Here is a 23,320-nt window from a genome sequence, read left to right on the forward strand (position 1 = left end):
AATTTCGAGCTGAGCCAGCTCGACCGCTTGCCACGTTGTCGCTCGTAAACTCGCTTAATAATATCAAAAATGGTATTTGTACATCGCTTACAGCGCAATAAGTACGCCGAGCCCATGTAAGGGATTCCAAAGGGACTGTGTTCCTTTGGCAGAGTCCAGAGGCAGCGCCTCTGGTCGCCGCTTTCAGCTTTTAAGGCGGCGAAATAAAACAAAGCGCTCCGCAAGGGTGAATTTCAAAAACAGTCCGGTGGACTGTTTTTGAAAGAGGGACGCCCTGCAAGTGAGGGCGTCCCTTAACGGGCGGATGATATCCGCCCATACAATATTCTTTTTCGGGACGCCGAGGGCGGCGTCCCCTACACATATAAATTCCGATTTATCTTAGTAACCTATGCTTTTGGACAGAGCTCAAAGCTTATTCGTTAGGGAACTTCATTCCCCACTGGCTGCGGCACTGATCCATGAGCTTCATGACTGCCACGGTATCGCTGTGTGGCACAAGCGGACTCTCTGTAAATCCCTCGTCAAGGCAGCGGTGTACCTCGTCTATCTCGTACTCGTAGCCGTTTATGGCGTCCTTGAACTCGAACTTCTCCACCTCTCTGCCCTCACGGTCAAAGAGAGCGCCCTCCTCTGTGCAGTGGAACCAGTTGCCCAGAGTGATAAAGCCCTTTGTTCCTGAAACTATGGCGTTGTTGCGGAGCTGTATCTCGAAGCCGTTGTCCATTGACGAGAAAGCACCGCTCTTGTAGCGGAAAAGTATGGAATTGCTCATATCTATGCCGTTCATCATGTGAGCGGAGCTGATGATCTCGTCGGGAACTCCCAGCAGATCATGGGTGAGAGTAATGGGATATATGCCAAGGTCGAGGAGACAGCCGCCGCCGCAGTCTGCGCGGAAAAGGCGGTCATTCTCATCAAAGGGGATGAAGTTGCTGAAATCCGCCTTGATGTACTCTATATCACCGATGGCTCCCGAAGCTATCCACTCCTTCATTTTACGGTAGACAGGTCTGCACTTCATCCACATAGCCTCCATGAAGAAAAGCTTCTTCTCGCGGGCAAAGGCGAGGAGCTTCTCGGTCTGGGCGGTGTTGAGGGTAAGAGACTTCTCGCACAGCACGTTCCTGCCGTTTTCAAGGCAGAGCCATGCGTCCTCAAAGTGTGATGCCATAGGTGTAGCGATATAGACTATCTCCGCATCGCTGTTCTCGGCAAAGTCCTTATAGCTGCCGTAGAAGCTTCTGAAGCCGAATTCCTCGGCGATTTTTTTTGCCTTATCGTCAGTTCTTGATGCAACTGCACAGAGCTCTGCATTTTCGCAGTGTGCCAGAGCTGTTGCAAATGTGTGGGCTATCTTTCCTGTGCCGATGACGCCCCATTTGTACTTATGCATGGTAAGCTCCTTTCATCATGAATTGTTAGAGCTGTTTGCATCCATAACGCAGTCTATGGCGATGACGGCTGCAAGCACCATGATCACATCCTGTCCGTCGGCAATATCTATCTCGAAGCTGTCGCCCCATGTCATCCAGTGCTTGTGTACGGAAGCGACATACATATTGCCCGAGAATACTCTGTAATCGTGGGAGAATATCTCGCCGTCAACTCTCCAGCCTATGCGCTCAAAGACATATGAGGGCTTGAAGAATGTGAACTCCTTGACGATATCCGTGACATACTGTCCCATTACATAGATGGAAAAGCGCGGGAGAAGCCTGAGCAGCTTGCGCTCCACATAAGCCACTTCATTGCCTGTGCGGTCATAGATGTGCATTTTCCTTGCAAGGGATATCTCACCCACTGCGTTGAATAATACGTTTCCGAATTCGTCATATATCTCGGAACGCTGTCTGAACGAAAAAACCTTCTGCTTGAAATAAAGTTTCATATAAAATCCTCCATATCATTATATATCCGTACCCCACGGACAATCAGTGCAGTCCCAGCTGCCAGAAGGCAACTGCGCTTGCGGCGGCGACGTTGAGTGAGTCCACGCCGTGTGACATGGGTATCTTCACTGTGTAGTCGCAGTCTGCAATAGTTTTATCGGCAAGCCCCTCGCCCTCGGTGCCGAGGACCACGGCAAGCCTTTCAATGCTTTTCAGTTCGGGAGCTTCAATGCTTACCGAGTTGTCACTGAGCGCCATTGCAGCAGTTTTGAAGCCCATTTCGTGGAGCTGCTGCGGATAGTCCGTATCGCTTGAAAGATAGGTCCACGGTATCTGGAACACTGTTCCCATGCTGACCCTTGATGAACGCCTGTACAGAGGGTCACAGCAGGATGGCGTAAGCAGTACGGCGTCCATGCCCAGAGCAGCTGCGGAGCGGAAAATAGCTCCGATATTGGTGGGATTGACCACGTTCTCCAGTACAGCTATGCGCCGTGCATTTTTGCAAAGCTCTTCTGCTGTGGGAAGGGCTCTCCGTCGGAAGGCGCACAGTGCGCCGCGGATAAGCTTGAAGCCCGTTATGGCGGTTATCTCGTCGAATTCTGCGGTATACACGGGAGCGTCTCCGCAGCGGCAGAGGAGCTCCTTCATCTGTCCTTCGATGTCCTTGTGCTCCATGAGGAGTGCATAGGGCTCATAGCCGCCGTTTAGCGCCCTTTCGATGACCTTTGGGCTCTCCGCAATGAATAGTCCCTCCGCAGGCTCAAAATAGTGCAGGAGCTGCGGCTCCGACATCAGTACGAATATTTGCAGTATATCCGTATTGCTTTTGTTTATCTCGATAATGTTTGACATAAATTGCCTTTCTGTCTGTAGGAAACGCTGTCCCGAAAGTTGAGCGTTGTGAGCTGCTGAGATAAATCAAAATTTAGCTTTGCTAAATTTTGATTTAAGCCGTTAGCCCATAGCCATTAGCCGTTAGCCTGATGTAGGGGGCGGCGTTCCGCCGCCCGATAATAAAGCGGCGAAGCCGCTTCCTAATGGCTAAAAGCTAAAGGCTAAGGGCTTCGGAATTTAACACCGAAGGTGTTAAATTCCGATTTATCTTATTAAAACTATTATACCAGTTCCCCTCAATTTCGTCAATATCTTCTGCCATAACTCTTTTTATCTTTTACTATGGCTTTTTTATCAAAATCATGGTATAATATGATTATACTTTTTTAAGGAGAGCTTGCTATGGCTAATAATGATATAAACAGAATGAAAGAGCTGAATGAACTGCTGGCAAAGGCGGCTGACGCTTACTATAATACGGGTGTTGAGATAATGTCTGACAAGCAGTACGACCAGCTTTATGACGAGCTGGAGGCACTGGAGAAAAAGACCGGTGTTATCCTCAGCAACAGCCGTACTCAGCAGGTGGGCTACGAGGTCTCATCGGGACTTCAGAAAATAAGACATACCACAAAAATGCTTTCACTTGACAAGACCAAGAGCGTTGAGGAGCTGAAAAGCTGGCTGGGCGAGCATGAGGGCTTCCTCAGCTGGAAGCTGGACGGTCTCACTCTGGTGCTCACCTATGACGGCGGTACCCTCACGCAGGCGGTCACCCGCGGAAACGGCGAGATTGGCGAGGACATCACCGCCAACGCAAGACACATTATCGGTATCCCTGCCCGTATTCCTTTCAAGGGACATCTTGTGGTCCGCGGCGAGTCCCTCATGAAGTACAAGGACTTTGAGAGGGTCAACGAGGAGATAGAGGAGGGGGCAAAGTATAAAAATCCCCGTAATCTCTGCGTGGGAACAGTCCGCAATCTTGACTCCCGTGTGACTGCGGAGCGGAATATCAACTTCTTCGCATTCAATCTGGTGTCTGCCGAGGGCTATGAGGAGAACTCCTTCTCGCGCCGTCTGGACTGGCTGGAGGAGCAGGGCTTTCAGCGCGTTTACGGCGTTAGGGTGAAGTCTGACACCGTGGAGAGCGCTGTTGCTGACTTTGAAAAGGCTGTGGCGGAGAACGAGTTCCCCTCGGACGGTCTGGTGCTCATGTACGACGATGTGGCATACGGTCTCAGTCTGGGCGAGACCTCTCACGCTCCCAGAAACGGCATAGCATTCAAGTGGCGTGACGAGACCGCGGACACTACTCTCCGCGAGGTTGAGTGGTCCGCAAGCAGAACGGGTCTCCTCAATCCTGTGGCTATATTCGACCCTGTGGAGCTGGAGGGAACTACGGTCACGAGGGCTTCTGTTCACAACCTTAGCATAGTGAAGCAGCTCCGTCTCGGAATAGGGGACACCCTTACCATTTTCAAGGCGAACATGATAATCCCGCAGGTGCTTGAAAACAAGACCGCCTCAGCAAGTCTGGAGATACCTGCGGTATGTCCCGTTTGCGGCGGCGCAACAGAGATACGCACTTCCGATGAGGATGTGGAAACTCTTGTATGTCCCAACAAGGACTGCGCTGCCAAGCATATCGGAAAGTTTGAGCACTTTGTCCAGCGCGACGCCATGAATATCGTGGGAATGTCAACGGCTACCATAGAGACACTGGTCTCTGAGGGCTTTGTCCGCGAGTTCCGCGACTTCTATCACCTTGACGACTACAAGTTCAAGATAGTTGTGCTTGATGGCTTCGGCGAGAAGTCCTATCAGAAGCTTGCGGACGCCATTGAGGCTTCACGAAAGACGGAGCTGAGCCGTGTGCTCTACGCCATGGGAATACCCAATATCGGCAGGCAGGCTTCCCGTCTTATCTGCGCCAAGTATACTACTGCCGAGGAGCTTGAAAAGCTTTCTGCGGCGGAGCTTACCTCCATTGACGGTATCGGAGAGGTTCTCGCCAATGACTATGTGAAGTTCTTTGCAGATGAGAAAAATCTCAGGGAGTTCCGTGACCTGCTGGCAGAGCTGGAAATTGAGGAGTCAGCGGCAGTGAACAGCGAGTCCGCCATTGCAGGCAAGACCTTTGTCATCACAGGCTCGGTACACATCTGGAAGAACCGCAAGGAGCTCCAAGCATATATCGAGCAGAACGGCGGCAAGGCAGCAGGCTCTGTGTCCTCAAAGACAGACTACCTTATCAACAACGACAACACCTCTAACTCCACCAAGAACAAGACTGCAAAGGAGCTCGGCATTCCGATAATAACCGAGGAGGAGTTTCAGGCGCTTATCAACGGCTGAAATTCAGTGAATTGAAAGTGCAGGGACGACCATTGGTCGTCCCTGCAAATAATATTAAGGCGGACAATTTGTCCGCTTTTTTTGAAAATTCTGTAATAAAACCAGAAGTCACTCGTCTAACTAAGTGAGGAGGTGAGAAGATGAAGCAGGAATTCCATGAGATATACGAGAAATACAGCTCCGACCTCTATACCTTTATCCTGAGACTGTGCGGCAATGAGCAGCTTGCAAAGGACATTCTTCAGGATACCATGCTGAAGGCTATGACAAGCGCCGACAGCTTTCGGGGAAGCTGCTCCGTGAGGACATGGCTGTGTACTATCGCGAAAAATCTCTGGTACGACCACCTGAAAAAAGCTGAGAGCAGGAACAGCTCTGCGGAGAGCCTCGGCGAGACAGCTGCACAGGGGAGCCTTGAGGAATGCTTTGCTGACAGGGAGACTGCCCTGCGGATACATCATCTTCTACACGACCTTGAGGAGCCGTACAGAGAGGTCTTTACCCTGAGAGTTTTCGCGGAGCTTAAATTCGCCGACATAGCAAAGGTTTTCGGTAAGAGCGAGAACTGGGCAGGCGTGACCTATTACCGCGCTAAACAGAAGCTTTTGCAGCTTCTGAAAAAGGAGGGACTTTTATGAACAGAAAGGATATAGACTGCAATGTTATCATCGACCTGCTGCCCCTTTACAAGGAGGAGATATGCAGCGAGGCGACAAGGGAGCTTGTGGAGGAGCATCTCCGCAGCTGCGAGGACTGCCGACAGCTCTGCGAGAACATGACCCTGCCCGAGCCCGAGAAAAAGGCAGTTCCCGACGAAGCCGAGACCTTTAAAAAGGTGGGGAAAAAGGTAAAAAGAGGGAAGTTCTACAGGAGAGCGCTGATACTCATATTTGCGGTTTTTGCAGCTTTAAATGTTGCATGGCTGAAGCTGAAGTTCTTTCCGTATAAGGAATTCTCAGCTGATATGGGCGAATATAATGGAGACTGTTATCAGGTATGTGAAGGAGGATATTATTATAATGTGGTAGAGCCACATTATCTGTCGTTCTTTGACGGGAAGCTGTATATCTGGAAGGAAATTGCAGGCAAGGAGGAAAACGTCTCTGTACTCACAGTTATTCCGAGGGTAACAGGAGATACCAAGTATGCTGTCGCCATAAAAACCGACTCGGAATACATGGAGATTCCTGTGACGGACTCAATTGAATTTGATCCGAGCGGATATAAGGTCCACGACAATGACGAACACGCAAAAAAGGTGCTGAACGATAATCGTGAGGAGATAGAAGAACTAATGGAAGCCGCACAGAAAAAGTGGGGCGAATATCTGAAATAAGAAAAGCGGACAGTTATGCTGTCCGCTATGTTTTTACATATTCTTGTTGAGCATCTCCACAGCCCACTCTGTGTCGATTATCACCTCGTTATCGGCAAGAAGGGAAGTCTTGAAGGTCTTTGCAACCTGATCGTAGTTATCCTTTGAGAAGGCGGTGCCGCCCCACTTGTCATTGTCGAACCTGATAGCGAAGCTGTATGTATCGTCCTTTTCCTTGGTGAAGTAGATCTCGGTTATCCTGAGATCCTGTGATGATGTCTGTATATCGGCAACAATGAACAGCTTCATGAGCTCGATGATGCGATCATCAAGTCCCTCGTCGAGAATGACGAGCTTTTCGCGAAGCTGGTTCATATCGGTCACAACTCGCCTTGTGTAGCCGTTATCGAAGTTGTAGCCGCTCTCGTTGTCATTGCTGAGGTCCTTCATGCACTTCTCGGCAGTGTCAGGGTCTCCGGGAACGTAGCTGACGATGTACTTCTCACCGGGCTGGTGATAGATAGTGGGGAAGAAGATGAGAGAGTTGTCGTCACATTCTGAGCAGTGCCATCTGAAAGCCTCGCCGTTCCTGATCTTCTGTTTCATTTCGGGAGCGTCTGTAACGTCTATAATATCCCAGACAGTCATCTCCGAGAGCTTTTTGCACTTAGGGCATTTTATCATTTCAACATGAGTTTTTGACATAGTAATAACCTCTTTTCTCTGGTGCCAATATCTGCACAGGTGATTTTTATTATTATATCACATATTAAGCGATAAAGCAAGTATCAAACTACTGCGGAAGTTCATTAATAAGCGGTCCGGATTGTTTCAGTATCTTCTCAGCTTTTTTAGCTGGGATCACCGGTAATTGAAGTGGTGAGGGGCTTTTGTTTATTCTTCCATCTTTCTTAACGCGCAGGTATCATCAGTGTTTTAGCATTATTGTGCTTCAAAAGCTTCCAATTCATTGCATAGTGAAACAAAATCTTCATATACAGTTATTGTCTGTAAATATCGGTAATCAAGAATAAATCCTGATGCACGATGACGCAGAAAATCGGAATCCCACAACTGAGCTCTAATAAAACCATTTTTGTAGTTGTATTTCAGCGGCTCAAACTTATTGATATTGGCACGGAAATATTTGACCTTCGCCATGCAGAGCTTGTTTATACGGAACAAAAGTCCGATAACATCTGAACGCTCGAAAAAAGAGTCCTTGAAAATCAGATGTTTATGGGAGTTTTCACGGTCAGAATACCATGCGTTATTCTCATGGACAAGGTGGTATTTCTTTACAAGGAACTGCTTTTCATCAGCTATACTTTGTTTTTTCACTGACTTGATCGAGTATTTCCAATTTGGAGTTAGCGGAACGTCTATAGTACGGTACTCGCAGCTTGAATTTTTCCATTTTTCAGGTACAGCACGGTTAAATGTCTTGTTCCAAAATACTGTCTTTTTTCTTGTTTTTCCTTTGTTTTTATCATATAGGATTGGTTCTATACAATAACGAATACCTACAACTCCTTTATTTTTTTGTTTGTCAATGTCGTTTCTGGCAGTATACCATGTTATATACTTGTCTTCCTCATCTGACCTTGAATGTGTGTAATCCGGCTTCATAGTTCGCGGAAAAAGATCAAATATAATGAATTGAAAATCCCATAGTATATTACCGAATTTATCCTGTTTTGGAGTATTCGGAGCGGTTATAATATCTATCCAGTATCCAGAAGTATCAACGGAGGTGCATACATCCCTTACTATAAAAACCGCAGTTGATTCAAATGATTCATTGTATTTAATGTAATCAGGATCCCTGAGATAGTGCAATTTATTAGTGTTTTCCATTTATTTGTTCCTCCTTGACATCAAAACTACGCACTCAACGTGCCCCGTTCTTGGAAAAAGGTCTACGCCGCAGACCTTATCCACACTGTAGCCTTTTTCGGAGAGCAGCTTTGCATCACGGGCAGCAGTTGCAGGATTGCAGGAGATCATAACTATTCGTTTGGGAGCAGCCTCTGCGATGAGGTCAACGGTCTCCTGAGAGCATCCCTTTCGCGGAGGGTCTACCACTATGATATGGGGAGCGCAGCCCTGTTTGCGAAGCTTTCCGAAGACCTCGCCTGCGTCACCGCAGTGGAATTCCGCATTGGTTATATTATTTCTCTGAGCGTTGCGTTTGGCGTTTTCAACGGCTTGTGGGATTATCTCCACGCCGACGATCTTTGCTGCCTTTTCCGCCATGGAGAGACCGATGGTGCCTGCGCCGCAGTAGAGATCGGCGATGACCTCGCTGCCGTCAGGCTGGGCATACTCCAGAGCCTTTGCATAGAGCCTTTCCGCCTGAAGGGTGTTGACCTGATAGAAGGAAAGGGAAGATATCTCTACGGTATTGCCGCACATAGTATCGCTGATAGTATCGCTTCCCCAAAGGGTCACGCAGCTGTCGCCGAGTATGACGTTTGTCTTTTTGGGATTGATGTTCATGACTATGCTTTTTATTTCCGAAAAGGACTCCGTAAGCAGTCTGCAAAGGGATGAGAGCTGGCGTGAAACGTCCTTTCTCACCACAAGACAGACCATTATCTCGCCCGAGTGAGCACCTCTGCGGAGGTAGATATGGCGCATTATTCCGCTTCCTGTAGTCTCGTCGTAGACCGGCAGCTTTTTCTCGTTTATATAGCCGAGGACGGTGCGGAGTATATCTCCGAAGACCTCGGGCTGGAGAGCACAGTCAGTGACGGGAACAAGGCGGTGGCTTCTGGGAGCATAAAATCCGCAGACAGCCCTGCCGTCCTGTACTGCCAGCGGATACTGAGCCTTATTGCGGTAGTGCTCGGTAGTCTCGGCGCCGAGGAAGCTGTCAAACTCGGGAGAAAGACCGCCGATACGGGTAAAAGCGTCGCGGACAATACCGTCTTTGGTGCGGCACTCCGATTCGTAGGAGATATGTCTCAGCAGACAGCCGCCGCATTTTTTATACACGGAGCAGGTGTTCTCCACGCGGTCTGGAGAGGGCGTGACAATACGTTCAACTATGCCGAATGCATAGCTTTTCAGAACCTTGACTATTTTTATCTCAGCGATATCGCCCACAGCGGTCCCGGGGACGAAAACAGCTATGCCGTCAACGCGGCAGACACCGCTGCCCTCGGATGTAAGACCGGTTATCTCGGCTGTACAGACCTGATTTTTTTCAGGCATTCCGTCACCTCCTCTTTTTTCTCCATGAGCTTGTCAAAGCTCCTGATGTACTCATACGGGAATTTGTAGTTATGTATACGGCTTATCTTACCGTCGGGGTAGACCAGCTTTGTGGACGCAGCGCAGCCTGCGCCGAGAATGGTCTGGGTCTCGTCCATGATGAAGATATTGTAGTAGCTCTCGAACCCCTTTTTCGCGTAGCCCACATTTTCGAGGTTATCCACGGTGTTCTTCTGGCGGTACATATAGTAGGGGAGATAGCCGTGGGACATGAGTGTGGGGATACTGTAGTCCACCATCTCAGCCGCGGGATTTGAGCTGTTTGCGCTGCCCTTTTCAAACAGGGAAGCGGAGCGCTTTATGGTAAGGGTGTGGACAGTTATGCTCTCGGGGTCAAGTTCTATCATGCGGTCGAGAGTGTTTCTGAAGCTGTCTGCGGACTCGGTGGGGAGACCTGCGATAAGGTCGGTATTGATATTATCGAAGCCCACCTTTCTTGCCAGCTCAAAGGCTTTCACGGCGTCCTCGCCTGAGTGCTTCCTGCCGATGACTTTCAGCACCTCGTCGTTGAGGGTCTGAGGGTTTACGGAGATTCGTCCTGCACCGAGAGCCTTTATCACTCTCAGCTTCTCCTCGGTGATTGTATCGGGGCGTCCTGCCTCAACGCTGTACTCTCTCACCTTATCAAGGTCGAAGTTTCGCTCCACAGCCTCCATGATAGTACGGAGCTCCTCTGCTGATACGGAAGTGGGAGTGCCGCCGCCGAAGTAGATGGTATCTATCTTGGTGTCGGTGTCCTTCACTATCCTGCCCACTATCTCCAGCTCGCGGCAGAGCGCACTGATGTACTCGGGCATGAGCTTTATAGCAGAGTCCATTGAGTGGGACACGAAGGAGCAGTAGCTGCACCTTGTGGGACAGAATGGGATAGAAACGTAAAGGCTAACCGCTGAGCTGTCTATCCTGTCAAGGATGGGAAGCTGGTTCACAGCGGTATCATAGGCGAGCTTCAGCTTTTTGGGTGCAGCGAGGTAGCGTTCACCCAGCTGTGAGTAGATATCCTCCTCGGACTTCCCCTGACGGATAAGGTCGATGACCTTTTTCACGGGACGAATGCCTGTGAGCAGCCCCCACGGCGGAGTAATGCCTGTCCTGTTTACGAGGAGCCCGAAAAGCAGCCTGCAAATGGTGTACTCAAAGTCCTTTTTCTCGGCATCGGGTGGAAGCTTTACTGTTTTTTCCTCCTGATTGCCCTCAAGGCAGACACGGACGGTAACGGTACCGTCCTCAGCTGCTTCGGTAAGGACATAGTCACTGCCCGAAGCCTCTGCAATGTCTGAGGTGAAGCTGAATCTTGCCGTATTGAAGAACAGCTTCAGCGTAGCCTCGGTCTCGTATTTAAAAGAATGGCCGATCATTATAATCGGCATTTTTGAATTATTATTATCAGTCATTTTTTCCTCTGAACTGTTTCATGTATGGATTTGCTTCACGCTCGTAATCGAGTGTAGTGGTCTCGTTGTGCCCGGGATAAACTCTGTAATCTCCTTCAAGGTGATAGAGCTTGTTGAGGGAATACATCATAGCGGAGCTGCTGCTGTGTGGGAAGTCTGTTCTGCCGACGGAGCAGCAGAAAAGGGTGTCTCCCGAGAATATAGCATCGCCGCAGACATAGCACACGCTGCCCTGAGTATGACCGGGAGTGTGTAGCACGCGGAAAGAGCAGTCACCGTCATTGATGTAGCAGTCGCCGTAAACGCAGGTCCAGTCGGTAATGGGAGTGAACTTTGCAAAGGACATATTGTTTGCGAGGGAGTGCGCCTCGCTGTCCAGCATATATGCGTCAAGCTCGTGAATGTATATCTCGGCTCCCGTAGCCTGATGGACCTCCTCAGCGCCGCCGATGTGATCGAAGTGACCGTGGGTGAGGAGTATCTTTGACAGGCGGAGCTTCTTCATTTTCAGGAACTCCAGCAGCAGGCGGCTGTCACCGCCGATATCGACAGCAACGCATCTGCCGGGAGCAGTTTCAACAATATAGCAGTTAGCACGGAGAGGTCCGAGCTGAAGGTGGTGTATTTTCATATATTTCTCCTTAAATAGCGGCTCTTTCCACGGAAATAACGCCCTTTATCTTTCTGAGCTTCTCAAAGAGGTTCTTGAGCTGCTCGGTGCTTGAGATGACGATAGTTCCCTCAAAAAGGGCATTGCCGTTTTTCAGTACTCTCGAAGCGGAGTGTACGATAGGCACACGGGCTTCCAGAAGGACCGCGGAAATATCGTAGACAAGACCCACTCTGTCGGTGGCAGTGACCTCGAAGCTGGTCTGGAGCTGAGTATCGCTGCTGTCTGTCCACTGGATATCTACCCAGCGGTCAAGCTCCTCGGGATTGTTCCTTGCGAGGGCAGCCTTGTAGTTGGTGCAGTTGGTGGTGTGTACGGAAACTCCGTATCCTCTGGTGATGAAGCCGATGATATCGTCTCCCGGGAGAGGATTGCAGCACTGAGCGAACTTGATGAGCATATCGTCTATCTGATCGAGAACTATGCTGCTCCTGCCGTTTGGCTTGGGCTTGATGAGGGGGATAACGGACGGTTCTTCCTCTTTCTCGTAGAGCTTCTCGTACTTGTCTTTTAGTCGTGGGATTATCTTTGAGAGCAGTATTCCTCCGTAGCCGATAGAGGCATAGAAGTCGTCGAGAGTCTCGCAGTTATGGCGTTTGAAGTCGTCCTGCAGAAACTCGGTGTACTGCTCCTCCTTGAGGTTTATCCTGTGGCGCTTGAACTCGCGCTCCAGCTGAGCCTTGCCCTCCACAATGTTCTCCTCGCGGCGCTCTTTTTTGAACCATGAGCGTATCTTGGAGCGTGCTTCATTGGTCTGGACGATGTTGAGCCATGCTCTGTTGGGACCCTTATCGGGGTCCTTGCTGGTGATTATCTCGCATATCTGTCCTGTCTGGAGCTTATAGTCCAGCGGAACTATCCTTCCGTCCACCTTTGCACCCACGGTCTTGTGACCTATCTGTGTGTGGATACGGTAGGCGAAGTCTATAACAGTGGAATTGATGGGCAGACTTACCGACATACCCTTGGGAGTCATAACGACGATATCCTCGGGGTCGAGGTCGGTCTTGATAATGCGGACTATCTCCTCAACGTCGTCGGAGGTCTGCTGAGCCTCGATGACCTGACGGACCCATGCAAGGCGCTGTTCCATCTTGTCCTTGCCCTGTATGCCCTCCTTGTACTTCCAGTGAGCGGCGATACCGTATTCGGCGGTCTCATGCATATCCCAAGTGCGTATCTGCACCTCAAATGGGATACCCTCCTTGCCGAGGACAGTGGTGTGGAGAGACTGATACATATTGTTTTTTGGGGTGGATATATAGTCCTTGAAGCGGTTGGGCAGGGGCTTGAACATATCGTGGATAAGACCAAGCACGTTGTAGCACTCCGCAATGGTGGTGACGATGATACGGACGGCATACTTGTCGTAGATCTCGTCGATGTTCTTGTGATTTATAAATATCTTTCTGTAAATGCTGTAAATGCTCTTTACTCTGCCGTCAATCTGGGGTGGCTGAGAGAACTCCTCCGACTTGAAGCGCTGAGCGATACGGCTCTTGATTATCTCGATGAACGCCTCTCGCTCCTCCTTTTTGTTTTCGAGGATATTCTCTATCTCGGAGTAGGCATAGGGGTCGAGGTAGTGGAAAGCCAGATCCTGAAGCTCCTCCTTGATGGCTCTGATACCGAGTCTGTGAGCGATAGGCGCATAGATGTTCATGGTCTCGAGAGCAGTGTTCCTCTGCTTTTCGAGGGGACGGTATTTCAGAGTCCGCATATTGTGGAGGCGGTCGCTGAGCTTGATTATCATAACGCGGATATCCTGCGACATGGCAAGGAGTATCTTACGGATATTCTCAGCCTGCTGCTCCTCCTTGGTGGAGGTGGGTATCTTGCTCAGCTTTGTGACACCGTCTACTAAGAGGGCAACATCCTGACCGAAGCGCTTCTTCAGGTCATCCAGAGTTGCATCGGTGTCCTCCACAACGTCATGTAGGAGGGCGGCGCAGATGGTATCGGTATCCATACCAAGCTCCAGCAGAGTATATGCAACTGCCAGAGGGTGGGTGATATATGGCTTGCCCGAGGAGCGCATCTGTCCCTCGTGAGCCTTTGCGGCGAATTCGTAAGCTGAGATTATCTTGCTGAGGTCGTACTGCTTATCATCTGTAAGTATCTTCTGTATTATTTTTTCTATGGTGAAGTCATCGTCAAAGTCGGGGATATCCTTCAGAAATTCCTCAGGGTTCTGAGGGAGAGCCGACTCAGGTATCGGGATCTCCAGCTCGTGGTGTATGAGATTTGATACATTCATGTCCTCTGTCATAGCTTTACTCCTTGATCTTTGCGGTTTGTGTCCTGCTTCTGAGGGAAACAAGCACAGGAGCCGAGTCGAGATCGGCTTTCTGTGTGACTCTGACCCTTGCTATCCTTGAATCCGAGCAGGAGACGGTTATAAGTCCAAGCTGTCTGAGCGCTTCAACGGAAACGCAGAACTTACAGTAATTGATATTTCTGTCATTGAGCTTTATGTAAAGTGTATCCGAGCAGATACCGCCGTCCGGGATGGCTTTGTATATCTTCACGACGTCATTTCTTGACGGGTTCATGCTCGGGTAGTAATTCTGCGGCAGCTCCTCGCCGCGGAGAAAGGCTTCAAAAGCCGAATGAGCGGCAAAGTACTTGCTCTGCTCGAATATATGGGGACGGAGGTCGCTGACGATGATACTCACCGTGCGGCTTCCGCGGAAATCGTTTATGCCCAGCGAGACTATCATATCGCAGACATCACCCTTTGAGACGTTAAGCTCCCACGGGGACTTCCTGAACACAAGGGCGTCCGCCTGAGTGAAGCCTATTTTTACTCTGAGCTTTGAGTGAGCGCCGTCGGAAAGGGGGAATATATCCGTTATCTGAGCGTTTTCAATATAGAACAGTGGCTTTTCGTTGTCAGTGCCGAAGGGCTCCAGCACGTTGAGTCCCTCCACATTCTGCACTGTCAGCTCCTGAGGAGCAACGGGGCTGTCGGCTTTCAGCTCAGCCACGGGCATTATCCTGTGGTTTTCGAGGGCGTACTGCTCCAGCAGGCTGCGGAACTTCTCCGCGCAGCCCTCCTTTATGGTAAAGCCCCCTGCGGCAGGGTGTCCGCCGAACTTGTCGAGGACGTCTGCGGCATAGCTGAGAGCACCGAACACCGAGAACTCGCCGAAGGCTCTTGCGGAGCCTCTTATCTCGCCGTCGGACTCCGAGGCAATGAAGCAGGGTTTGCCGAAGCGCTCCACTATTTTTGAAGCCACGATACCGATGACGCCGTGATGCCAGTCCTTTCCGCAGAGGAAAATGACTCTGCCTCTTATGAGCTCGGGGGAGCTGTCTATCATAGAGTATATCTCATCAGTGATGGCGTTTTCGGTCTCCTTGCGCATATTGTTGAGCCTGTCCAGTTCCTGAGCGGCGGCGAGAGCCTCATCGTAGTCCTCGCACAGGAACAGCTCTGCGGCAGCTTTAGGTGACCCGAATCTGCCGGCGGCGTTTATCCTCGGACCTATTCCAAAGCCGATGGAGCGTGTGTCTATTGGCTTATCGGCAAGTCCGCAGACCTCCTTCAGCGCAATGAGAGAGGGACGGTCGGAATTTTGTATGAGCTCCATGCCGTAAGCCACAAGGAAGCGGTTTTCGCCTGTGAGACTGACAATATCGGCAACGGTAGCAATGGCAGCAAGGTCGCCGAACTGCTCCAGGGCCATAGTATAGTCGCCGCCGTCAAGGGCAGCGACCAGCTTCAGCGCGATACCTGCGCCGCACATATACTTGAATGGTGAGAAGCAGTCATGCCTGTGAGGGTCTACCACAGCCTCCGCCCGCGGAAGCTGTTCACCCTGCTGGTGGTGGTCGGTGATCACAAGCTTCATACCAAGGGCGTAGATGTATTCAGCCTCGGCAATGGCAGCAATACCGTTATCAACAGTTATTATAAGTGAAACGCCGTCGTCGGATATCTTGTCCACAGCCTTCATATTGAGACCGTAGCCCTCCGAGCGTTCGGGGATATAGTAGGTGACATCGGCGCCTGTTTCGAGGAGGTAGGAATAGAGTATGACGGTGGACATAACGCCGTCGCAGTCGTAGTCGCCGTAGATACATATGCGTTCGCCGCTGTCGATAGCGTTGTTTATAGTATCCGCAGCTTCCTGCATATCCTTTATGAGGAAAGGGTCGGAAAGCTCGTCCACATTGAGGCTTTCCATGACGGAATCAGGCGAAGAATAGCCTTTTGCGGCAAGAGCAGCAGCTGCCAGTGAGCTTACTCCGCAGCCGAGCATAAGAGCAGAGACTGCATTTCTGTCGGGTCTGCCGACGGTCCATTTTTTCATACAAAAACTCCCGAAAACAATATATTTAGTTTATTATACCACAAAACGTCATTTTTTTCAATAGAACGCGGCAAAAAAACCAAATTGTAACCGAAAAGCCCCTGCACTTGCAGGGGCAGCATTCATGTAACGCTCTCGATCTTTATGCGGAGCTTTCGGATTATCTTTTTTTCCAGCCTTGATATATATGACTGGGAGATGCCTATGCAGTCGGCAACTTCCTTCTGGGTCTTTTCCTTGCCGTCGATAAGCCCGAAACGCATTTCCATGATCTCCCGTTCACGGTCACAGAGCTCCGCAACGGCACCGCGGAGTATCTCACGCTCAGCTTCTGTCTCGATGCCCTTGTTTACGATGTCATCGTCGGTGCCGAGTATATCCGAGAGCAGCAGCTCATTGCCGTCGTAGTCGATATTCAGGGGCTCGTCTATGGAGAGATCGTTGCGGTACTGTGAGGACTTCCGCAGGAACATGAGTATCTCATTCTCAATACAGCGCGAGGCGTAGGTGGCAAGCTTGATATTCTTTGTGGGGCAGAAGGTGTTTACCGCCTTGATGAGCCCGATAGTGCCTATGGACACAAGGTCCTCTATGCCAATGCCTGTGGACTCGAATTTCTTGGCTATGTATACCACAAGTCTGAGATTATGCTCTATAAGGCAGTTCCGCGCGTCGGGGTCATGGGTAAGCAGCCTTTCAAAGACCTCGGTCTCCTCCTCACGGGTAAGGGGAGGGGGCAGGGTATCGGAACCGTTTACATAGAATATCTCTCCTGTGAAGTGTTTTTTCAGGAATGCTCTTACTTTTTCGATGATGTTCATATTTTTACTCCTTATGCCTATATTTTCAACAGCTTCGGGTTGAAAACGGCTTTATCGCCGCATTCTCCGAAGCCCACGACAGCGTCCACGGTCTTTCGTGCTCCGTTTTCACAGCTTATGAGAACCTCGTCCGGTCGGAAAACGGGTATGAGACTGCTTCCCGTAACAGCAGAGCAAGGCAGCAGTCTGAACCCTCGCGGGAGCCTGTCTGTATCGAGGGGCACACCTGTCAGCTCCTCAAAGGACTTTTCGGGACATATCATAACGGGAGTCCCCGTAAAGAAGTCAACCAGTCCGTTTCCCGTGTCTGCAAGTCCGCTCAGCCGTACTATACGTCTGCCCTTTCGCACAGTGACTACCCATTCCCCCTCGGGAGCCCTGTCCAGTGCATTCCGCATAAGCCTTACCGCAGCATATAGAGCAGCCGTTGTCACAATGAGTATAAGCAGCGAGAAATCTATGTAGAAGCAGCCGTTGTTAAAACGGATAAACTGCGGCTTCAGCAGGGAATAAACACCGTAGACAGCACCTGCGAGGACAAAATTAGCAGCGAAGAAGGCGGCAGTGTTTATCATCAGCCGTTTAGCTCCATGGAAACCGAAAGCCAGTGCGACTATGCTGACAGCTGCGGCGAGCTTTATGGCGAGGGGGATAAGTGTGCCGAGGCAGGGCAGCAGGATAGTCAGCGAGAAAAGGCTCCCGTAAGCAGATGCAGCGGCACACCTGCTGTTTTTCAGCGGAGAATGTGTGACTCCTGCGGTGATACGAAGCAGGAAGAAGTTCACATAGATGTTGAGGATAATAAGTACGTCGATGTAGATAGTCTCCACTAAGCACCTCCCGTCAGGCTGTCTGTAATATATTATAATGCAGCGAGTCCGCGTAATATGTCATAATCTGTCCGCAAAAGCTTATTTAGAAATCTGCTATTGACAAGGCTGGATCGATGTGGTATAATAACTTTTTCCGAACGGATCGGCAGATTTCTTTCTGTTCGGAATTAATATGATAAACCACGGCATATCCATGCAGAAAGGAAAGTGAGAGCTATGAAGATCGCAGTATTCTCGGACATTCACGGAAATCTGAAAGCATTGAAGACAGTGCTTGAACAGATAAGGGAAAAGAAAGCAGACCTTACAGTATTTTTAGGAGACATCTTCCAGCGCGGAAACGAGGAGTTTGAGTGCCTTGAGCTGTTGAAGGCAAGCGGAATAATCTGCCTTAAAGGCAACTGTGAGCTGTATGCGGAGCACGGAGTGGATGTAGACCCCGATGTGGAACATCTCAGGGAGTATTATGACGGCATCAGGAAAAGACTTACAGCTGAGCAGAAAGAGTTTATCAGCAATATGCCGTTATTCTACGAAGCTGAGTGCTGCGGGCATAAGATGCGGTTTTCACATTTCCTGTTTCTTGATGTTGATGCACCATATCCCTTTTTGCCGCTGTCAAGCCTGAAAAACGGAGATTTTGACAAAGCTTGCCTGAGTGATGAGGTAATGGAGTATGAGCTTGTGGCAGTGGGACATTCTCACGGGAATTTCGTGAAAGGAAACGTTGTATCTGTTTCTGCATCAGGTCTGGAGGGAGCTTCATGGCTTCTGATAGAAGCGGATGAGGATACTCTCAGCTTTGAGCGTATAACCATAGAATGACAAAAAATAATGCCCCTCGGAGTTTAACGCATAGTGAAAAGTGAATAGTTAATGTGTTCGCTGCGCCCACGTTATATAAATAATATCGCCGCAGGCGACACCGCAACTCTCAACTTTCAACTCTAAACTATCAACTAAAAAAATGCCCCCGAACGCTTTTTAACGCTCGAGGGCATATTTCTTTCATACACCATAAGAACTCATATACATTATAACAGCGGAAGAAGTATAGCTCCCAGTATCATAACGCCTGCGAGAATGAGAACAACTATTCTCATCCAGAGCTTTTTATCCTTGCCCTGACTGCTGCTCTTTTTCTGAAAGTCCTTTTCATTAGCAAAGTTGCTTCTGTTTTTTCTGCTCATTCATATCACCTCAATGTCTTTTTTTAGTACGCTTTTTGCGGTTCGGTATGTAATCCGAGTAGATTTCGGATTTTTTCCTGTTTCCGTAAGCCGACTTTTTCCTGTCAAAACGCGGCTTTGAGTCGCCGCGGCGGCTGCTGTTCCTGTCGGAGAAGGGACTGCCCTTGTAGAGCTTTACCTCCACCTTGTTTCCGTTTATCTTCATGGAGTCGGAGCTTTCGATGATGTAGTCACACTCAGCTTCGGGCACCTCAACGGTAGTGTGCTCGTCATAGATGTCTATCTTGCCGAAGTCCTTGCCCGTCATTCCCGTAGCATCAACGAGGGCGCCGAGGATAAAGTTTGGAGCGATACGGCGATTTCTGCCGATATTTATGACTATCCTTGTAGTTTTTGCACCGCTGTTCCTGCCCTTTCTGATGGGACGGGTGCCCTCTATTTCGGGGAGAGCGTCTGTTTCAGCCTGAAGCTGCTTTGCAAGGACTCTTGCGGCAGCTTCACGGTAGTCGATACCCATACCTGCCAGCCTGTCGAGGATATCATAAGCGTTGTGACCTGCCTGAGCCTCGGATATCTCCTTTATCATAGCCTCTTTTTTCATGGCGATGATGTCGGACTTCTCGGGGAGGGGCATTTCTCTTATCTCTGCGTGAGTGTACTTCTCAATGGCGCGGAGGTCGTAGAGCTGACGTCTGCCGCTGATAAGAGTATAAGCGGAGCCTGTTCTGCCTGCTCTGCCCGTTCTGCCGATACGGTGGATATAGTATTCGTTGTCCTGAGGAAGGTCGTAGTTGAATACGGCGTCAACGCCGCTTACATCGATACCTCTTGCGGCAACGTCCGTAGCCACCAGTATCTCGGCAGCCTTGTTCTTGAAGCTGTTCATGACCTGAGTACGCTGTATCTGCTTCATATCGCCGTGGAGACCTGCTGCGCGGAAGCCGCTTTTCACAAGCTCCTCCGTGAGCTGATCCACCATAGCCTTGGTATTGCAGAAAACCATAGCCGACGAGGGCTTGTATGCAGCAAGTAGGAGCTTTAAGGCATCGGTCTTTCTGCCCATAGCCACCTCAAAATAGAACTGCTCGATGAGCTCAACGGTCTTCTGTGCGGACTTTATCTTTATATGTACGGGATCGCGCTGATACTTTTCCGTGATCGCCATGATCTCTTTTGGCATAGTAGCGGAAAAGAGCACGGTCTGTCTGTCCTCGGGAACGTCGGCAAGTATTGACTCTATATCCTCGCGGAAGCCCATATTCAGCATCTCGTCAGCCTCGTCAAGGATGACAGTGCGGATATTTTCGAGTTTGAGGGTCCTCCTGCGTATGTGGTCCATAACACGACCGGGAGTACCTATAACTATATTAGCGCCGCGTTTCAGCTCATGTATCTGTTTTTCCATGCTTGCGCCGCCGTAGACTGCGGAGGTCCTGACGCCCTCCTTGAACTTGGCGAATTTGCGTATTTCCTCATTAGCCTGCATGGCAAGCTCACGGGTGGGGCAGAGTATGAGTACCACCGCAGACTTCCTGTCAGCGTCGGTTATGCTCTCAACAGCAGGGATACCGAAAGCAGCGGTCTTGCCCGTACCTGTGTTTGAGCGACCCACAACGTCCCGTCCTTCGAGGAGCAGGGGGATGCTCTGCTGCTGTATCTCCGTCATCTCCGTATATCCCAGCTCGTCAACAGCACGGAGAAGCGCCTGCGATAAATTAAGTTCGTTAAAATTCATTTCGTTACCTTTCTTCCTTCATTATTCCAATACAAACTATAATAGCACAAAAAGCGGAAAAGGTCAAGGGGATATATTGCGTAATATTGTATTTTTCGCAGTTTTCACCATTATTGACAAAAAGGCATATATAGTATATAATGATAAACAAGCTCACAAATGAGCAGCAAAGCAGAAAAGGATGATGATATGATACAGGATATAGCACCGAGCAGACTTGACAACAGCTTTAAAAATGCAGATATACGGCAGGGAGACCGACTTCTCTGCTTTGACGGTGAGGGCAGGCTCCTCACTGACACAAGCGGTGAGCGCATAGTCTTTCCGCTGGCGGAAAATGATGAACAGCTTTCGGCGGTCTATGCCTTTTCCGTAGATGATGACCGTTATTTCATAGTGCTTTCGGAGCACAGAGACTTCGGAGCAGGCTTTGAGTACAAGGGACTCCGTCAGCTCAGGGACAGCTTCGGCGGAAAGGAGCTCTTTGCCGCCTTCACAGCCTATCATCTTTGGCGCTGGTACAGTGACAACATTTTCTGCGGCAGGTGCGGCGGCAAACTGTCACTTCACGGGGGCGAGCGCGCACTTGTCTGTCAGGAGTGCGGCAGCGTGGTCTATCCGAGGATAAATCCTGCGGTGATAGTGGGCGTCATAAAGGGCGACTCCATACTCGTGACCCGATACCGCAGCGGCTACGCCCATAATGCTCTTGTGGCAGGCTTTACCGAGATAGGCGAGACCCTTGAGGGGACAGTTGCCCGCGAGGTCATGGAGGAGACAGGAGTAAGGGTAAAGAATATCAGGTACTACAAGTCCCAGCCGTGGGGAATGGCGCAGGATATGCTTGTGGGTTTCTACTGCGAGGCAGATGGCAGCGGCGAGATACACATGGACGAGAACGAGCTGAAATACGCAGAGTGGGTGAAGCGTGAGGACGTAGTTCTCCAGCCAAGTGATATAAGCCTTACCAACGAGATGATGAAGCAGTTCAGAGACGGCAATATATGACAGCAGAAGGCTCCCGTAAGATATTACAGGAGCCTTTAGTTATAGACTGGACCTATAACACGATATAATTCATAGGTATTTGACAAATGCCTATTAAAGTGGTATGATATGAGTAAAGAAAAACACAGGGGTGTTGAAAATGAGAGAAAAAAGGTGTATCACCAATTCCGAGCGAATGTGTCGGAATTGAACATTATTAATGATAACGAAGATTAACAGATTATTTTGAAAGGAAGTTCAGTTATGAGCAATTATAAATTTGAAACTATACAGATACACGCAGGTCAGGAAAATCCCGATCCTGCCACAGATGCAAGGGCAGTGCCTATATATGCCACAACTTCATATGTATTCAAGGACTCTGCACAGGCGGCAGGCCGCTTCGGACTCACAGAGGGCGGAAATATCTACACCAGACTGATGAACCCCACCTCCGACGTGTTCGAGCAGAGGATAGCTGCTCTTGAGGGCGGCGTGGGAGCTCTTGCAACAGCATCGGGCTCTGCGGCAATCAGCTACGCGATCCAGAATATCGCCACAGCAGGGGACCACATCGTATCATCAGTGAACCTCTACGGCGGCTCCTATAATCTTCTTGCACACACACTGAAGGATCAGGGACTTACCACCACATTCGTTGACCCTGCCGATCCCGAGAATTTCGAGAAGGCGATCCGTCCCGAGACAAAGCTTCTCTATGCTGAGACTCTGGGCAATCCCAACTCCGATGTTATCGACATCGAGGCTATCTCTGCCATCGCTCACAAGCACGGTATACCGCTCATCGTGGACAATACCTTCGCAACTCCGTTCCTGCTGAGGCCTATCGAGCACGGTGCAGATATCGTAGTACATTCCGCAACAAAGTTCATCGGCGGTCACGGCACGGTAATGGGCGGAGTTGTCATCGACTCGGGCAAGTTCGACTGGGCACAGAATGACAAGTTCCCGGGACTTTCCAAGCCCAATCCCTCCTATCACGGAGTAGTTTTCACAGAGGCTTGCGGCAATCTTGCCTATATCCTCAAGCTCCGCACTACACTCATGAGAGATCAGGGCGCTACTATATCGCCATTCAATTCCTTCCTGCTCTTACAGGGACTTGAGACCCTTTCACTCCGTCTGGAGCGCCACACAGAGAACGCACTGAAGGTAGTGGAATTTCTGAAGAACCACCCTCAGGTAGCACAGGTGAACCATCCATCCCTCACAACAGGAAAGGCAAAGGAGCTCTATGACAGGTACTTCCCCAACGGTGCTGCTTCCATCTTCACATTTGATATCAAGGGCACAGCAGAGGATGCAAAGAAGTTCACGGAGAGCCTTGAACTGTTCTCGCTCCTTGCAAACGTAGCGGACGTAAAGTCACTGGTAATCCACCCTGCTTCTACCACTCACTCACAGATGAGTGAGGAGGAGCTTCTCTCCGCAGGCATAAGACCCACAACCGTAAGACTCTCCATAGGAACCGAGCATATCGACGATATAATCGCTGACCTCCAGCACGGATTTGATTCGGTAAAGTAAAGCGGGATACGGGCAGCAGACATAAAAGGCAATGCCATTTATGAAAATAGTCTTATTGTAAAACGAAAGTCCATATAAAAATCATGCCCCTGAGCGTTTCAATACGTTCAGGGGCGCTGTGTTTTCTTCCGGTGCTGTGATCGGTCAG

20 protein-coding genes are annotated in these 23,320 nt (G+C 49.8%); 6 read left to right on the forward strand and 14 right to left on the reverse strand.

Annotated elements, in window-relative coordinates:
* Positions 1–415: 415 nt before the first annotated feature.
* The 3 genes from DSZ37_RS16945 to DSZ37_RS16955 are packed head-to-tail and all read right to left on the reverse strand — an operon-like array spanning position 416 to position 2,747.
* Positions 416–1,396: a Gfo/Idh/MocA family protein gene (locus DSZ37_RS16945; protein WP_109728029.1), complete on the reverse strand. Its 981-nt coding sequence runs from the start codon at positions 1,394–1,396 to the stop codon at positions 416–418.
* Between the two features lie 15 nt (positions 1,397–1,411).
* Complete coding sequence (locus tag DSZ37_RS16950; protein WP_109728031.1) at positions 1,412–1,891, reverse strand: LURP-one-related/scramblase family protein; 480 nt, start codon at positions 1,889–1,891, stop codon at positions 1,412–1,414.
* A gap of 43 nt (positions 1,892–1,934) precedes the next feature.
* Positions 1,935–2,747, reverse strand: a complete 813-nt coding sequence (locus DSZ37_RS16955; protein WP_109728033.1) for a TrmH family RNA methyltransferase — start codon at positions 2,745–2,747, stop codon at positions 1,935–1,937.
* Between the two features lie 384 nt (positions 2,748–3,131).
* Here DSZ37_RS16955 and ligA point away from each other — a divergent pair, with 384 nt between their 5' ends.
* The 3 genes from ligA to DSZ37_RS16970 all read left to right on the forward strand — a co-directional run bounded on the left by ligA (position 3,132) and on the right by DSZ37_RS16970 (position 6,423).
* On the forward strand, positions 3,132–5,087 hold the full coding sequence (ligA, locus tag DSZ37_RS16960) for an NAD-dependent DNA ligase LigA (protein ID WP_109728035.1): 1,956 nt from the start codon (positions 3,132–3,134) through the stop codon (positions 5,085–5,087).
* A gap of 140 nt (positions 5,088–5,227) precedes the next feature.
* Complete coding sequence (locus DSZ37_RS16965; protein WP_109728037.1) at positions 5,228–5,725, forward strand: RNA polymerase sigma factor; 498 nt, start codon at positions 5,228–5,230, stop codon at positions 5,723–5,725.
* On the forward strand, positions 5,722–6,423 hold the full coding sequence (locus DSZ37_RS16970) for a zf-HC2 domain-containing protein (RefSeq protein ID WP_109728039.1): 702 nt from the start codon (positions 5,722–5,724) through the stop codon (positions 6,421–6,423). The genes DSZ37_RS16965 and DSZ37_RS16970 overlap by 4 nt, the downstream gene beginning before the upstream one ends.
* A 33-nt stretch (positions 6,424–6,456) precedes the next feature.
* On the opposite strand, the gene DSZ37_RS16975 is transcribed toward DSZ37_RS16970, so the two are convergent.
* From DSZ37_RS16975 to DSZ37_RS17015, 9 genes are all read right to left on the reverse strand, one after another.
* Entirely contained in the window at positions 6,457–7,107 is a 651-nt protein-coding gene (locus DSZ37_RS16975; RefSeq protein ID WP_109728041.1) for a CpXC domain-containing protein, read from the reverse strand.
* Positions 7,108–7,344: 237 nt separating this feature from the next.
* Positions 7,345–8,259 (reverse strand): hypothetical protein, encoded by a 915-nt coding sequence (locus DSZ37_RS18075; protein WP_242978661.1) that lies wholly within the window; start codon positions 8,257–8,259, stop codon positions 7,345–7,347.
* On the reverse strand, positions 8,260–9,618 hold the full coding sequence (rlmD, locus tag DSZ37_RS16985; protein ID WP_109728043.1) for a 23S rRNA (uracil(1939)-C(5))-methyltransferase RlmD: 1,359 nt from the start codon (positions 9,616–9,618) through the stop codon (positions 8,260–8,262).
* On the reverse strand, positions 9,582–11,072 hold the full coding sequence (gene hemZ, locus DSZ37_RS16990; RefSeq protein WP_109728045.1) for a coproporphyrinogen dehydrogenase HemZ: 1,491 nt from the start codon (positions 11,070–11,072) through the stop codon (positions 9,582–9,584). The genes rlmD and hemZ overlap by 37 nt, the downstream gene beginning before the upstream one ends.
* Positions 11,065–11,703 carry an MBL fold metallo-hydrolase gene (locus DSZ37_RS16995; RefSeq protein WP_109728047.1) on the reverse strand — a complete coding sequence of 213 codons (639 nt, stop codon included), beginning with the start codon at positions 11,701–11,703 and terminating at the stop codon, positions 11,065–11,067. The genes hemZ and DSZ37_RS16995 overlap by 8 nt, the downstream gene beginning before the upstream one ends.
* A gap of 10 nt (positions 11,704–11,713) precedes the next feature.
* Positions 11,714–14,011, reverse strand: a complete 2,298-nt coding sequence (locus tag DSZ37_RS17000; RefSeq protein ID WP_109728049.1) for a RelA/SpoT family protein — start codon at positions 14,009–14,011, stop codon at positions 11,714–11,716.
* Positions 14,012–14,015: 4 nt separating this feature from the next.
* Positions 14,016–16,058, reverse strand: a complete 2,043-nt coding sequence (gene recJ / locus DSZ37_RS17005; protein WP_109728051.1) for a single-stranded-DNA-specific exonuclease RecJ — start codon at positions 16,056–16,058, stop codon at positions 14,016–14,018.
* 122 nt (positions 16,059–16,180) lie between these two features.
* On the reverse strand, positions 16,181–16,879 hold the full coding sequence (gene sigE, locus DSZ37_RS17010) for an RNA polymerase sporulation sigma factor SigE (protein ID WP_109728053.1): 699 nt from the start codon (positions 16,877–16,879) through the stop codon (positions 16,181–16,183).
* Between the two features lie 17 nt (positions 16,880–16,896).
* On the reverse strand, positions 16,897–17,709 hold the full coding sequence (locus tag DSZ37_RS17015; protein ID WP_181380360.1) for a sigma-E processing peptidase SpoIIGA: 813 nt from the start codon (positions 17,707–17,709) through the stop codon (positions 16,897–16,899).
* A gap of 219 nt (positions 17,710–17,928) precedes the next feature.
* On the opposite strand from DSZ37_RS17015, the gene DSZ37_RS17020 reads away from it, so the two are divergent.
* Positions 17,929–18,537 (forward strand): metallophosphoesterase family protein, encoded by a 609-nt coding sequence (locus DSZ37_RS17020; protein ID WP_109728057.1) that lies wholly within the window; start codon positions 17,929–17,931, stop codon positions 18,535–18,537.
* Positions 18,538–18,746: 209 nt separating this feature from the next.
* Here the strand turns inward: DSZ37_RS17020 and DSZ37_RS17855 are convergent, their stop codons facing one another.
* Both DSZ37_RS17855 and DSZ37_RS17025 read right to left on the reverse strand, forming a co-directional pair.
* The gene (locus DSZ37_RS17855; protein ID WP_164169571.1) at positions 18,747–18,902 is read right to left on the reverse strand and encodes a hypothetical protein; all 156 of its coding nucleotides are present in this window, start codon (positions 18,900–18,902) and stop codon (positions 18,747–18,749) included.
* A gap of 10 nt (positions 18,903–18,912) precedes the next feature.
* On the reverse strand, positions 18,913–20,637 hold the full coding sequence (locus DSZ37_RS17025) for a DEAD/DEAH box helicase (RefSeq protein ID WP_109728058.1): 1,725 nt from the start codon (positions 20,635–20,637) through the stop codon (positions 18,913–18,915).
* Between the two features lie 189 nt (positions 20,638–20,826).
* Between DSZ37_RS17025 and nudC the strand changes: the two genes are divergently transcribed.
* Together nudC and DSZ37_RS17035 are read left to right on the forward strand one after the other, a co-directional pair.
* Positions 20,827–21,645, forward strand: a complete 819-nt coding sequence (gene nudC / locus DSZ37_RS17030) for an NAD(+) diphosphatase (protein WP_109728091.1) — start codon at positions 20,827–20,829, stop codon at positions 21,643–21,645.
* 243 nt (positions 21,646–21,888) lie between these two features.
* The gene (locus tag DSZ37_RS17035) at positions 21,889–23,172 is read left to right on the forward strand and encodes an O-acetylhomoserine aminocarboxypropyltransferase/cysteine synthase family protein (RefSeq protein WP_109728060.1); all 1,284 of its coding nucleotides are present in this window, start codon (positions 21,889–21,891) and stop codon (positions 23,170–23,172) included.
* The last annotated feature ends 148 nt before the right edge of the window (positions 23,173–23,320 follow it).

It is taken from the genome of Ruminococcus flavefaciens (assembly GCF_900116855.1).
In the GTDB taxonomy this organism is placed as follows: domain Bacteria; phylum Bacillota; class Clostridia; order Oscillospirales; family Ruminococcaceae; genus Ruminococcus; species Ruminococcus flavefaciens_R.

Excerpts from the sequence above, each read along its gene's own strand:
- DSZ37_RS16945 (WP_109728029.1), bottom strand. The coding sequence starts at position 1,396 with ATGCATAAGTACAAATGGGGCGTCATCGGCACAGGAAAGATAGCCCAC.
- DSZ37_RS16950 (WP_109728031.1), bottom strand. The coding sequence starts at position 1,891 with ATGAAACTTTATTTCAAGCAGAAGGTTTTTTCGTTCAGACAGCGTTCC.
- DSZ37_RS16955 (WP_109728033.1), bottom strand. The coding sequence starts at position 2,747 with ATGTCAAACATTATCGAGATAAACAAAAGCAATACGGATATACTGCAA.
- ligA (WP_109728035.1), top strand. The coding sequence starts at position 3,132 with ATGGCTAATAATGATATAAACAGAATGAAAGAGCTGAATGAACTGCTG.
- DSZ37_RS16965 (WP_109728037.1), top strand. The coding sequence starts at position 5,228 with ATGAAGCAGGAATTCCATGAGATATACGAGAAATACAGCTCCGACCTC.
- DSZ37_RS16970 (WP_109728039.1), top strand. The coding sequence starts at position 5,722 with ATGAACAGAAAGGATATAGACTGCAATGTTATCATCGACCTGCTGCCC.
- DSZ37_RS16975 (WP_109728041.1), bottom strand. The coding sequence starts at position 7,107 with ATGTCAAAAACTCATGTTGAAATGATAAAATGCCCTAAGTGCAAAAAG.
- DSZ37_RS18075 (WP_242978661.1), bottom strand. The coding sequence starts at position 8,259 with ATGGAAAACACTAATAAATTGCACTATCTCAGGGATCCTGATTACATT.
- rlmD (WP_109728043.1), bottom strand. The coding sequence starts at position 9,618 with ATGCCTGAAAAAAATCAGGTCTGTACAGCCGAGATAACCGGTCTTACA.
- hemZ (WP_109728045.1), bottom strand. The coding sequence starts at position 11,072 with ATGACTGATAATAATAATTCAAAAATGCCGATTATAATGATCGGCCAT.
- DSZ37_RS16995 (WP_109728047.1), bottom strand. The coding sequence starts at position 11,703 with ATGAAAATACACCACCTTCAGCTCGGACCTCTCCGTGCTAACTGCTAT.
- DSZ37_RS17000 (WP_109728049.1), bottom strand. The coding sequence starts at position 14,011 with ATGACAGAGGACATGAATGTATCAAATCTCATACACCACGAGCTGGAG.
- recJ (WP_109728051.1), bottom strand. The coding sequence starts at position 16,058 with ATGAAAAAATGGACCGTCGGCAGACCCGACAGAAATGCAGTCTCTGCT.
- sigE (WP_109728053.1), bottom strand. The coding sequence starts at position 16,879 with ATGAACATCATCGAAAAAGTAAGAGCATTCCTGAAAAAACACTTCACA.
- DSZ37_RS17020 (WP_109728057.1), top strand. The coding sequence starts at position 17,929 with ATGAAGATCGCAGTATTCTCGGACATTCACGGAAATCTGAAAGCATTG.
- DSZ37_RS17855 (WP_164169571.1), bottom strand. The coding sequence starts at position 18,902 with ATGAGCAGAAAAAACAGAAGCAACTTTGCTAATGAAAAGGACTTTCAG.
- DSZ37_RS17025 (WP_109728058.1), bottom strand. The coding sequence starts at position 20,637 with ATGAATTTTAACGAACTTAATTTATCGCAGGCGCTTCTCCGTGCTGTT.
- nudC (WP_109728091.1), top strand. The coding sequence starts at position 20,827 with ATGATACAGGATATAGCACCGAGCAGACTTGACAACAGCTTTAAAAAT.
- DSZ37_RS17035 (WP_109728060.1), top strand. The coding sequence starts at position 21,889 with ATGAGCAATTATAAATTTGAAACTATACAGATACACGCAGGTCAGGAA.